General features: G+C 71.4%; 11 protein-coding genes and 1 pseudogene. 7 read left to right on the top strand and 5 right to left on the bottom strand.

Annotated elements, in window-relative coordinates; all coding sequences use genetic code 11:
• Positions 1-628: pseudogene (locus AAH991_RS39025) on the top strand (hypothetical protein); the annotation flags it as partial.
• A gap of 722 nt (positions 629-1,350) precedes the next feature.
• Here AAH991_RS39025 and AAH991_RS39020 read toward each other — a convergent pair.
• The 5 genes from AAH991_RS39020 to AAH991_RS39000 form a co-directional block, all read right to left on the bottom strand.
• Positions 1,351-1,782 (bottom strand): PIN domain-containing protein, encoded by a 432-nt coding sequence (locus AAH991_RS39020; RefSeq protein WP_346230994.1) that lies wholly within the window; start codon positions 1,780-1,782, stop codon positions 1,351-1,353.
• Positions 1,775-2,044, bottom strand: coding sequence for a hypothetical protein (locus AAH991_RS39015; RefSeq protein ID WP_346230993.1), 270 nt, complete (start codon positions 2,042-2,044; stop codon positions 1,775-1,777). Before AAH991_RS39015 ends, AAH991_RS39020 begins: the two co-directional genes overlap by 8 nt.
• 567 nt (positions 2,045-2,611) lie before the next feature.
• Positions 2,612-3,187, bottom strand: coding sequence for a hypothetical protein (locus tag AAH991_RS39010; protein ID WP_346230992.1), 576 nt, complete (start codon positions 3,185-3,187; stop codon positions 2,612-2,614).
• Positions 3,184-3,504, bottom strand: a complete 321-nt coding sequence (locus AAH991_RS39005) for a hypothetical protein (protein ID WP_346230991.1) — start codon at positions 3,502-3,504, stop codon at positions 3,184-3,186. The genes AAH991_RS39010 and AAH991_RS39005 overlap by 4 nt, the downstream gene beginning before the upstream one ends.
• Positions 3,505-3,771: 267 nt before the next feature.
• The gene (locus AAH991_RS39000; protein WP_346230990.1) at positions 3,772-5,187 is read right to left on the bottom strand and encodes an NsdA family TPR-like regulatory protein; all 1,416 of its coding nucleotides are present in this window, start codon (positions 5,185-5,187) and stop codon (positions 3,772-3,774) included.
• Between the two features lie 320 nt (positions 5,188-5,507).
• On the opposite strand from AAH991_RS39000, the gene AAH991_RS38995 reads away from it, so the two are divergent.
• From AAH991_RS38995 to AAH991_RS38970, 6 genes are all read left to right on the top strand, one after another.
• Positions 5,508-6,494 (top strand): NAD-dependent epimerase/dehydratase family protein, encoded by a 987-nt coding sequence (locus tag AAH991_RS38995; RefSeq protein WP_346230989.1) that lies wholly within the window; start codon positions 5,508-5,510, stop codon positions 6,492-6,494.
• Positions 6,491-7,222 (top strand): hypothetical protein, encoded by a 732-nt coding sequence (locus AAH991_RS38990; protein WP_346230988.1) that lies wholly within the window; start codon positions 6,491-6,493, stop codon positions 7,220-7,222. Before AAH991_RS38995 ends, AAH991_RS38990 begins: the two co-directional genes overlap by 4 nt.
• Positions 7,223-7,234: 12 nt before the next feature.
• Positions 7,235-8,557: a hypothetical protein gene (locus AAH991_RS38985; RefSeq protein WP_346230987.1), complete on the top strand. Its 1,323-nt coding sequence runs from the start codon at positions 7,235-7,237 to the stop codon at positions 8,555-8,557.
• A gap of 53 nt (positions 8,558-8,610) precedes the next feature.
• Positions 8,611-9,678 carry an NAD-dependent epimerase/dehydratase family protein gene (locus tag AAH991_RS38980; protein WP_346230986.1) on the top strand — a complete coding sequence of 356 codons (1,068 nt, stop codon included), beginning with the start codon at positions 8,611-8,613 and terminating at the stop codon, positions 9,676-9,678.
• Positions 9,675-10,826, top strand: coding sequence for a DegT/DnrJ/EryC1/StrS family aminotransferase (locus AAH991_RS38975; RefSeq protein WP_346230985.1), 1,152 nt, complete (start codon positions 9,675-9,677; stop codon positions 10,824-10,826). The genes AAH991_RS38980 and AAH991_RS38975 overlap by 4 nt, the downstream gene beginning before the upstream one ends.
• 201 nt (positions 10,827-11,027) lie before the next feature.
• On the top strand, positions 11,028-11,543 hold a 516-nt coding region (locus tag AAH991_RS38970; protein WP_346230984.1), incomplete at its 3' end, for a glycosyltransferase family 2 protein.

The following is an 11,543-nucleotide window of genomic DNA, read 5'->3' as shown; positions in this document are numbered from 1 at the left end:
GGCCGCGCGCCGGTTGATCGAGCTGCTGGCCAAGCAGGGGCGGGTGGAGGAGCTGCGGGCGCGGGCCGACGCCGGCGATGACCTGGCCGCCAGCCGGTTGGTCAACCTGCTGGCCAAGCAGGGGCGGGTGGAGGAGCTGCGGGCGCGGGCCGACGCCGGCGATGACCTGGCCGCCAGCCGGTTGGTCAACCTGCTGGCCGAGCAGGGGCGGGTGGAGGAGCTGCGGGCGCGGGTCGACGCCGGCGACGGGTGGGCCGCGCGTTGGTTGGTCGAGCTGCTGGCCGAGCAGGGCCGGGTGGAGGAGGCGCTGGTGGTGCTGCGGGCGCGGGCCGACGCCGGCGATGAGCTGGCCGCCAGCCGGTTGGTCGACCTTCTGGCCGAGCAGGGGCGGGTGGAGGAGCTGCGGGCGCGGGTCGACGCCGGCGACGGGTGGGCCACCAGCCGGTTGGTCGACCTTCTGGCCGAGCAGGGGCGGATGGAGGAGCTGCGGGTGTGGGTCGATGCAGGCGACGTAGTAGCCATCCAGCTTTTCCTCGACGCCCTTGCGCGAAATCATCGGGCGGAAGCAGCACACATACAACGCCACGGGTTATCAGCCAACGACCAACCGAAGTACACCAGACCGTAGTGATTGCCGAATTGTTCTCATAGGGGATCAAGCGGCGGCCGCTCACCACGCCCGCCGTCGCGCTCCGCCAGCCAGCAGGCCGGGCATGCGGCTCTCCGGTCATCACTTGCCGCGTTGCCGCCCTCGACATCGCTGACGTGAAGGAGACCCGGACGGGCGGCCCGCATGCGCGAGGTCCAGGCGTGCGACCGCCCCAACGTCGCGTAACGCGTCCATTGCTGTGTCTCGGCCCTGCGCTTGGCGGGCCGCCGGTCGTAGTTCGTGAGCGTGGCCGGCGCTCTTCGACCACGCGAGCCGCCTGAATGATCCCCAGGTCCACACCAGCATCGAGCAGATTACCGATGGATGCCCGTCGCAAGTCGTGAACGGGGGGCCTGATGAGAGCTCAGCACGGGCGGCAGGAACTCCTCGGGGTTCCAGCGTTGAGATGCCGACGGTAACGAGCAGTTTGGAGGTTATCCCGAGCCGCTGTCGCAGTCGAGGTTTCCACAGCGTCCCCCGACGCTAGCCACTGCCCCCGGCAGAGCCGACCCGAACCCGACGCGATCGCGACCGTGGAATGCCGAACAGCGGCGGGTTCCCGCTGAAGATCCTGCAGTCACCGTGAACACGAGACGTTCCGCGAAGCAAGATATGCATAAACCATGCTTACGACTCTCCTGGGCGGCGGGAGTCGTACGACCGGGCGCGGTCGTGCAATAGGTAGTCGAGCAGGTCGGCTGCTATTCGTCGGGGTCGGCGATCTCGATGACGTGCAGGGGGTTGTCCAGAGCGCGGGACGGCTGCTGCCACTTGTCGCCGTCCAGGGTGAGGATCGGGCAGACCGACACGTCCGCGATGGCGGCGGCGTGGGCGTCATAGATGTCGAGCCCGGTGATGGACATCGTGTCGACAAGCTTGGCGGATTGGGCGATGCCGTCCAGTGGGGCGACAATGGCGTGCTCGAACGCGGCCAAGCCGGCGAGCAGTGCCTGGGCGTCCGGCGTGCCGCGGCCGTCGAGGAGCGCCCCGGCGGCGGCCAGCGCGGGGACGATGAGCGGTTGCCTTGCCCGGTCGAAGTCCTGCAGGAGGCCGATCAGGTCGGCGTCTCCGCGGGCGACATCGGCTAGAACGCTGGTGTCGAGGATGTACGGAGTGGCAGTGAAATCACTCACCTGGTGCCGCCGGGAACCCGTGTTCGGCGAGCTGGCGGTTGACGTGTCGCATCATGCGAGCCACCCGCGCTGGGTCGGCCTGCCGGGCGCGTTCGCGCAGCAGGGCAAGTGCACGCTGGTCAGTGATGCGCTTTTCCGCGATGGCGTCGTTGAAGACGGCGGCCACGCTGGTGGCCTTGCCGGCGGCGACGAGATGCTCGGCATATTCGAGGACGTCGGGGTCCACGGTGATGGTTATCCGCGCCTTCCGGTCTCCGCTCATACCCGGAATCATACTCATTCTCTTTCGAGTGCTGCACGGCAATGACCATGAGGTTGGCCGCGTAAGGCAGGCGGAGGGACGGGGCCTGAGCGTGCGCCAGTGTGTCGCGTGTGTATGTACCGATCGGCGAGGATCCAGCCGATGAACAGGTCCCAGTCGCCTGGCGGCGGACATCGGGAAGGCCTTGCCACGGCGGCCCGGTCCGAACTACGAGCAGAACCGGCCCGTTCACCTCCGTCATCTACGGCTGGCGGCTTTGACGGCGCTGCAGCCAGGCACGCTACCTGCAAGCAGGAGGAAACTCCGATGAGCCTTGGGTCCCGCCATCGCGCGCGGCTCGGGCATCCAGCCGCTGCGCAGCAGGGAGGCCTTCCGAGCGGCCACGTCGATCGGAACGGTTCGCTTGGATCTTCCGGGCGGGCCCGGCTGAGCCGCTGTGCTTCCGGTGACGTAGCCACCCAAGGTAGTCTGTCGGTGACGCCAGGAACCGCGGGTTCCTGGAAGCCGTGAGGCCAGGTGACCTGGGGCATGACCGGGAGCCTGGCCTAGCGCATTTCAGGGTCCGAATCAGAGCACCCTAACGGGGAAGTCGATCACCCTCTCGCCGAGAATCTCCCGGTAGCGAGGGTCGCCCAGCTTCTCGGCGCGGACGGCGCCGGCCACGATGTCGGCGACCCACAGCAGGGCCTCGCCCGCGCCGGGCAGATGATCGATGCGGAAGCGGGTGCCCTTGGGCAGTGTGTAGCGGGCGTGCTGCACAGTGGTGACGTCCCTAGTGTTGAGCGTTGGCTGGCGGGCCTCCATGAACAGCTGCTCGACTCCGAACCCGTGCAGCTCGAGCACCAGCTGGTGAAGGCAGTAGGCGCGGGCTCGCTCTTGCCTGCGCTGGTGGACCGGGGACCCGACCGCAACGACATGCAACCCGTCGATCTCGGCCACCGTATAGGCCAGCTCCAACCGCTCTTTGTCATCGCGGGCGACCCAGTGCAGCTTGGCCGGAGCGTGCCGGGCCTGCGCCTGCAGCATCTGCGCACGCGCCGACTCCTGTGCGGAAGCGGGGATGATCACTGCAGCGATGATGTAGAAGCCGGTCGTGTCGTGCTCCTGGAACGACTCATCCCCCCAAGCGGTGCTCCCCCTCACGCGGCATCGTCCCCTGGGGGCCTCCTCGGGATCGGGCCCGTAACCACCTCATGGTCGGGGATGGCCAGGAACACCGCATGGTAGACCCCGATTGCCGCCCGCAGCATCTTCACGCTCGGCTCCCAGCCACGGTTGCCGTGCAACAGGTCCGTGCCGTGCAACTCCGCCAGCGGGACGACCCCGTACGCCTGCGCGGCCCCGGTCACGACCTCGTCCAGGGCGCACGTCAGGGAGATCGTCCGGTCGTCCGGGACCGGCAGCGCAACCATGGAGTAGCGGTCGCGGGTGTAGCTCTCGTCCACGTACGCCAGCAGCACACTACACAGCGTGACAGAATGTTGACAGAATCGGGCGGAATCCAGTGGTCGCTCGGCGAGCACGCCTCGGCGTGACCTGGGATGGAACGGCCATATCACAGCGAACCGGACTGGCGGATAGATGATGTGCGGGCCGTGCCCGTCGGGAAGTCGTGCTCGATCAGTTGGCGGTTCACGTGCTGCGTCATCCGGGCCACTCGGGAGCCTGCCGGTTGCGGTCGTCCAGTGGGGCGGGGACGTGCCGTCCCCGAGGGCGCTGGGACGGCGTTAGTGCTGAGCAGTATGCAGCTCTGCGAGGCCTCGCTTGAGGTTGCCGACGACGGCCGCAGACGGGTAGTCGCTTTCCAGCATCTTCTGCAGGTCCTTTGCGCGGGTGACGATCGCGGCGGCGTAGCGGGTGGCGGTCAGCGCGGTGAGGCCTTCGGTCACGGACCGGTCGGGGTCGCCGAGCCGGGCGCAGGCGATGGCCAGGTCAATCCGGGTGATCGCCTGCCGCGTGGGAGACGACCCGGGTGGGGCCTGCTGATAGACGCTTACGGCTTCCTGCGCGGTTCGGCGGGCCTGCTCGTGCTGGTCGAGGGACAAGTATGCGGTGGCGGATATCGACAGGACGCGGGCGGTATCGGAGGTGAACAGGCCGGCGGCGTGCACGGGTTCCTGTTCGGCCTGTTTGAGGAGGACCTGCAGCGTTTCGGTAGCGGCGTCGGCGTGGCCGAGCCGGGCGTGGACGCGGGCGAGTTGTCCGGTGAGCCGCACGCGCGCTGAGGTGCCGACAGGGGCGGCGGAGGCGCCGCGTTCGGCAGCGCGGAGCGCTTCGTCGGGGCGGCCGCTGTAGAACCAGACGGTCGCGGCTATGTCGTGCGCCCAGGCGTTCAGCTCGTCGTGGTCGGCCTGGTCCGCGTGGTGCCGCGCGTCGGCCGCGTACGCGAGCGCTGCGCGGTTGTCGCCCTGGTCGTGGGCGGACCAGGCGAGGATGACCGACAGCCAGGCGGCGGCGATATACAGCTCGCGGCGCTGTCGGAGCGTGGTGCGGAGCTGGAGCAGTTCGGCGACGCGGTGGCGGTCGGTGAGCGCGGCCTGCCAGAGGTCGCCGGCGGGGTAGCGGGCGTACTGGTGGCCGTAGTCGGCGATGACCTGCCGCAGGCCGTCGAGCGTGGATGGGCCGACGTCGGTGGTTTCGCTGATCCGGGTCAGCTCGCGGGCGATCCGTTCGGCGTCCGAGGCTCGCCCGAGGGTGGGTGCGACGAGCGCTGCGGCGCCCAGCGTGCGTAGGGCGTCTCGGCGGTTCGTGCTGCCCCCTTGTTGGTGGGTGTAGTCGTTGGCGAATCCGAGCCGTACGGGGTCGGTGGCGAATAGGCGGGCGAGCCGGTCCTGGTAGTCGTCGTCCGGGCGGACGTACTGGGACTCCCAGCGCCGCCAGGTGCGGGCGTCGATGCCGCGTTCGGGCAGGTCTGCCGCTCGGGCTGTGCGTGCAAGTTCGGCCACTGCCTGTGTGACGGTCCAGCCGGCGGCCAGCCGCAGGGACTTGAGCGGAGAGTGCCCGCAGCAGGCGCGTATCTGTTCGGCGACGGCGTGGAGTGCACGCGGCGGCAGTTCGGCGCCGTCGTGCTCGGCGATGGCGCGGGTTCGCACCTGCTGGGCGCATTGCGCGTCGTGTGGTGTCCGGCTGTCGGGGGTCTCCACCGGGGGCCTTCCCACGTGCTGGGGCTGGGTGAGGGGCTGTGACCCACGATCTCCCGGGTCGGGCGGCGGGGGCAAGAGGGCGCGCGGTGCCCGGGCGAGGAGGCGCGGTGTGTCCGACTGCGGGGCGTCACCCGCCATCTACCAGCCCTCGTGCGGTGTGACGCACAGTTGGGCCGTTCCAAGCTGCCCGTGCCCCTGCTGGTGTCCGCGTTTCGGTCACCACGACGGGGACGGCGTCTTCCCTTCTTCCGTCTCACCGAAGGATTCGTCTGGTGGATGTTGTGCCTGATCCGCGTCTGAGTCCCCTCCGGGGGGCTCGTGTGCTGGTCACCGGTGGCGGCGGGCTGGTCGGCAGCCGGGTCATGCGGCTGCTCACCGCCGTCGGCGCCGCACCGGTGGCGCTCGACCGGATGGATGCCTATCCGCACTCGGTGCGGGCCCTGTTCGGCCTGGACGAAAGCACGCGGGTCGTCCTCGGTGACGTCCGCGAGGCCGCGACGGTCCGCGCGCTGGTCGACGGAGCGGACTATGTCATCCACGCCGCCGCATACGCCGATGTCGCCGCCTGCACGCGGCGGCCGGAGGTGGCGTTCGCCGCGAACGTCGCCGGCACGCAGACGATCCTGCAGGAGGTCCTCACCTCCCGTACGGTGCGGCGGCTGGTGTTCGTGTCGTCGGCGTCGGTGTACGGCGACGGCGGCGGGAGTGTCAGCGAGTTCTCCGAGGAGCAGCCGACCGATCCGATCAGCGTGTACGCCAACTGCAAGGCGTGGGCGGAGCATCAGGTGCGGCTCATGCTGGCCGGCAGCGGCACGACGTTCACGGTGCTGCGGTACTTCTCGGTGTACGGCGACCCGCAGGTGCCCAAGCCCGGCTCCCATTCGTGGATGGTGGCGTGCCTGTCGATGCGGGCGCAGCTCGGGCTGCCGCTGCTGTTGCACGGCGGCGGTCACCAGGTGCGGGACATGGTCCATGTCGACGACATCGCACACGCGACCGTGCTGGCGCTCGTGGCCGACCGGGCCGCCGGACAGACCATCAACGTCGGCACCGGCATCCCCACCACCGTGCGGGCCATTGCGCAGCGCATCGCCGGGCACTATCCGGCAGCCCAGCTCGTGGACGCGCCGCGCCCCGAAGGCGACCCGCTGGGCGGGTACGCCTCCACCGTCCGAAGCCGGGAGCTGCTCGGCTGGCAGCCGCGGATCGTCGTTGACGAGGGCGTCGACCGGTACGTGGCCTGGCTGCAGGCGACCCCGTCGGCGATCCCGCGCTGGCTGGGCGGCACCTCGGTCGTGGCCGCATGACCTGCCTGAAGGACCTCGCCGAGCAGCGGCGCCTTCCCGACCATCAGGTCATGGACCAGGACACCCTGTCCTGGATCATCGCCAACCGCCCCACGGCCGGCGCCGCACCTGACGCGTTGCCGTATGAGCCGCTGCTGCTCACACCGGACCCGGCCTGGTTCCGGCACCCGCGGCAGGCGAACTCGATCCACGGCATCGGGCACAACGCCCGCGTCGCCGTGCTCGCCTCCCTCCTCGGCCAGGAGCACCGCCTGGACCGGGAGGAGCTGACGGCGTTGTGCGTGGCCGCCGCGGTGCACGACTGCCGGCGGCGAGACGACCGCGCCGACCCCGGGCACGGCAAACGCGCCGCCCGCTGGCTGTCGCGCCACGGCGGCGCCGTCACCGCCGCGTTCGGCCTGGTACTGCCGCCGCGGCAGCTCACGTCGGCGTGCGCGGCGATCCGTCTGCACGACGTGCCCCGCGAGGGCCGCACCGGGGCGGACCGCCGCGCCTACCGGCTCGCGCCGATGCTGGCCGAGTTGCTGCTCGCCGCCGACGCCATGGACCGCTACCGGCTGCCCGCCCTGCGGTGGTGGCCCGACCCCGCCTACCTGCGGGTCACGATCCCCGAGTGGCTCCCTGCGGTCGCGTTCGACCTCATGGCGGTCAGCGAGCAGGCGCGGCTCGACGGAGCCACCCACCACCAGGCGCTCGCCCACGCCCTGCAGACCCTCACCGGGCAGTAGAAGGACCACCGGATGCACGCCCCCGACTGGGATTACGCCCACACCGACTTCGCCGCCCCCGCCGACCGGCCCGCCCCGGCCGGGCTCGCCGCCGGCGAATCCGACTGGCGCGCCCGTCTGGAGACCCAGACGCCGAACGGCCGGCTGCTGCGGGACAACGCCATGCTGCACGCGCTGGCCGGCGGCCGCCCGATCCGCCTCATGCACACCACCGGCGCGCTGGAGTTGATCCGCGCCACCGGGCAACTGTGCGCGTCCGCCGGGTGCCTGGTCGGGGCGCTGTACTGCGCCCCCCTCACCAAGGAGGCGGCCGGGCTGCGGCCGCACAACCTCGGCTCCTACCTCCTGCAGACCAAACCCGGCACGCGGCCCCTGGTCATCGAGATCACCCCGCACGCGCCGATCCCGCCCAAAGGGCTGGACTACCTCCGGCTGGGCGGTGTCCACCTGCGGACCTACCTGACCTACCGGGGAGTCCTCACCGGCGAAGAGGACGCCGAGCTGCGGCGGGCCGCCGGAGAGCAGGTCCGCGCAGCGGCCGCCTTCCTCGACGTCCTGCTCGCCAACGCCTGCGGAGCAGCCACACCCGGCAAGGCGTTCATCGACCGGCTCGCCGTCACCGTCCCCGCCATGCCGTTCCTCGGCTACCTGTACTTCGAGGTGCTGTCGGAGTACCTGCTGCTCCACTCCACCAGCCCGCAGACCAAAGAGCTAGCGCAGGCGGGGGAGATGAACACCCGCCTCACCAAGGCGGTGGCGTTCACCGCCGTGGCCGGCATGGGCCGCCTGTTCGACCTGGCCCGCTTCGCCCCCGACCATCACCGGCTAGTGCGCCTGGTCGGGCAGGTTGAGCCCGGCCTCGCCGCCGGCGCCACCGAGTACGTGCGGCAGCGGCTGTCGCACCTGTTCGCCGTCCTGGCCCTGGCCCCGGCCGAGGACGCCCGGTCCGTGACCTTCCGCGGCACCGGCTTCGACACCCTCGCCCGGATCGCGCCGCACCTGCTGGGCCACCTGATCTTTCAGCAGATGCGGCGCCTGCCGCGCTACCCGCACCTGTTCCACACCTTCGAGCAGGCCAAGGCCCTGGAGGTCTACGCCTACTGGAACGCCCACAACATGCCCGCCCCGTTCAACGCCCGCCTCCCCAAGGGCGAGATCGGCGTCAACCCCGCTCACCCCGCCAAGGCGGCGGTGTGGACCGCCGACGTGTGCGAGCGCGGCCTGCTCCACCCCGTCGAGCAGCTCGACGTGATGTTCGTGCCGCGCCTCACCGACCTGCACCTCACAGCCCTGGGAAGGGCCCGCTTCGCCCGCGGCCACCGACCCGGCCACTGAACCCCCCGATCCGCGCCACATCGCCCGCCCGCCCACCTGGAAAGGAACACCCTGTGCGTATCGTCCTGCTCGGCGGCGCCGGCTACATCGGCGCCGTCGCCACCCGCCACCTGGCCGCGCTCGGCCACCACGTCACCGTGGTCGACGGGCTGATCTACCAGCGTGACGACGACCCCGCCCGGCTGCTGCCCGGCGCCGCCGCGTTCGTCCACGCCGACCTGCGCGACCCCGCCGCCCTGCGGGACGCGGTCGCCGGCGCGAGCGCGGTCGTCCACCTCGGCGGGCTGGTCGGCGAACCCGCCTGCGCCGTCGACGAGCGGCTGGCCGTCGAGCTCAACTACGCCTCCCCGGTCATCGCCGCCCAGGCCGCCATCGACGAGGCCGTCCCCCACTACGTGTTCTTCTCCTCCTGCAGCGTCTACGGCAGCCGCGAGGGGACCGTGGACGAGGACACCACCCCGAACCCGCTCGGCATTTACGCCCGCACCAAGGTCCTCGCGGAGCGGCGCCTGACAGGCATGCTGGCCGGGCGGGCGGCGCTGACCACGCTGCGGCTGGCCACCGTCCACGGCCGTTCCCCACGCCAGCGGCTGGACTCCGTGGCCAACCGCATGGCGGCGCAGGCCGCCTGGCACGGCCACATCCCGCTCAACGGCGGCGCGCAGCGGCGCCCGCTGGTGCACGTCGCCGACGTCGCCCACGTCCTGGCCGCCGCCCTTGCCACCCCGGCCGCCGAGCCGCGGGTGTTCAACGTCGGCTCCGACGAGCGGAACTACACCATCGCCGACATCGCCGAGACCGTGCAGGCGGCCGTACCCGGGGCGCGGATCGAACGCGGCCCGGAGCGGGACGAGACCGACGCCCGCGACTACCGCGTGTCGTTCGCGAAGCTCGCAGCCGCCTTCCCGCACGCCGCCTGCCCCACCAGCCTGTCCACCGGCGTCAAAGAGGTCGCCGACGCCGTCGCCGGCAAGGAGGTAGGCGACCCGGACCAGGAGGAATACGACAACCACCGTGGCCTGATCGCCTCCCGCCGGGCGGGCCGGATCGCCGCCCTGCGCTCCGCCGCCTGCGACCGCCTGCACGCCGAGTACGCGGCGATCGACCGGAGCGCCCGGTGACGCCCGCCGAGGAGCCGCCGTTCCTGCCGTGGAACCGTCCCCTCATCGGGGACGAGGAGATCGCGGAGGTCACCGACACCCTCCGCTCCGGCTGGCTCACCCACGGCCCCAAGGCCCTGCAATTCGAGCAGGCCGTACGGGACGACCTCGGCGTGGAAGACGCCTTCGCGGTGTCGTCGTGTACCGCCGCGCTGCACCTGGCGTTCCTCGCCGCCGGCCTCCGCCACGGAGACGAAGTGATCACCCCCGCGTTGACGTTCTGCGCGGCCCCGAACGCGCTGCTGCAGACCGGAGCCCGGCCGGTGTTCGTCGACGTCGACCCGCTCACCTTCACCATCGACCCGGGCGCGGCCGAAGCCGCGATCACACTGCGGACGCGGGCCATCGTGGTCATGCACTACGCCGGGCACCCCTGCGACCTGGCCGCGTTCCGCGCGCTGGCCGACGCCCGCGGGCTACTGCTGATCGAGGACGCCGCCCACGCCCTGTACGCCACCCGCGACGGACGGCGGGCGGGCAGCGTCGGCGACCTCGCCACGCACAGCTACTACGCCAACAAGGTCATCACCAGCGGCGAAGGAGGCATGCTGATCGGCCGGGCCGCGCTGGTGCGGCGCGCCCGCCTCCTCGGCCGGCACGGCATCGACTCGTCGGTATGGCAGCGGCACGGCACACGCAGCACCGCCGACTACGAGGTGACCGTGCCCGGCCTGAAGTACGTGATGCCCGACATCACCGCGGCGGTCGGCCTCGCACAGTGGCGCAAGCTGCCCGCCTTCACCGCGCGCCGCGCGCAGATCGCGGCCGCCTACACCGGGGCGTTGGCCGGGCTGCCCGGCCTGGCCACCCCGACCGTCCAGCCTGGGGCGCGATCGGGCTGGTTCCTCTACTCGATCTTCATCGACCCGGCCGCCGCCCCGCTCACGCGGGACCAGGTCGCCGAACAGCTCGCCGCCCGGCAGATCGCGACCAGCAGGCACTTCACGCCCGTCCACCACCTGGATCTCTACCGCGAGCACGCCAACCGCCCGCTGCCGGTCACCGAGCTCGCCGCCGCCCGGCAACTGTCCCTGCCCTGCTACCCCGCCATGACGCCCGCGGACGTCGACCGGGTCGTCACCGCCCTGCATGAGGTGTGGAAGGGGTGACCGGTCACGGCGGCCTGCTCAGGCCGTGCGGACGCCTCAGGAGGCCGAGCGGCGTCGTCCAGTCTGTGTCCGGGCCCGAAACCGCAGGTGACGACCACTAGGGTGGGCGGGTTAACACGACGGGAACGACGCATAACGCAGTCACGTTCGTCCCCGTCGGCGGCACGCCCAACGCCACACCCATCCGGGAGACCCGACACGATGACCAGCGCCAAGGCCACCGTCGACGTGGTGGTGCTCACCATGAACGACCGGCCCGAGCCGTTCCGGCGGGCGATGGCATCCCTCCTCGCCCAGCAGGAGGTCGATCTTCGTGTGGTCATCGTCGGCAACGGCGTGCAGCCCGACGACGTGCCGCACGGGGCCCAGACGGTGGTCCTGCCCGTCAACGAGGGCATCCCCGCCGGACGGAACATCGGGGCCGACGCCCTCGCCGGGCCGGACGCCGGCGAATTCGTGTTCTTCCTCGACAACGACGCCGTCCTGCCCACCACCGACACTCTCGCCCAGCTCGTCGCGGTCGCCCGCCGCCACCCCCGGGCGGCCTACATCCAGCCGCGCATCGCCGACCCCGACACCGGTGTGACGCTGCGCCGCTGGGTGCCGCGCCTGCGGGCCGGCACCGCCACTCGCCCCGGCGCCATCACCGTCATGGCCGAAGGCGTCGTCCTCATCCGCCGCGCCGACTACGAGCAGGCCGGAGGCTGGCCGGGACAT

The sequence above is a fragment of the Microbispora sp. ZYX-F-249 genome (assembly GCF_039649665.1).
GTDB classification, from domain to species: Bacteria; Actinomycetota; Actinomycetes; order Streptosporangiales; family Streptosporangiaceae; genus Microbispora; species Microbispora maris.
The sequence above is the reverse complement of the archived record's forward strand: the minus strand, read 5'-3'. Positions and strand labels throughout refer to the sequence as shown.

What these genes read in the sequence shown, in the direction of transcription:
- AAH991_RS38985 (WP_346230987.1), top strand. Translation starts at nt 7,235, where the DNA reads ATGCACGCCCCCGACTGGGATTACGCCCACACCGACTTCGCCGCCCCC.
- AAH991_RS39015 (WP_346230993.1), bottom strand. Translation starts at nt 2,044, where the DNA reads ATGAGCGGAGACCGGAAGGCGCGGATAACCATCACCGTGGACCCCGAC.
- AAH991_RS38990 (WP_346230988.1), top strand. Translation starts at nt 6,491, where the DNA reads ATGACCTGCCTGAAGGACCTCGCCGAGCAGCGGCGCCTTCCCGACCAT.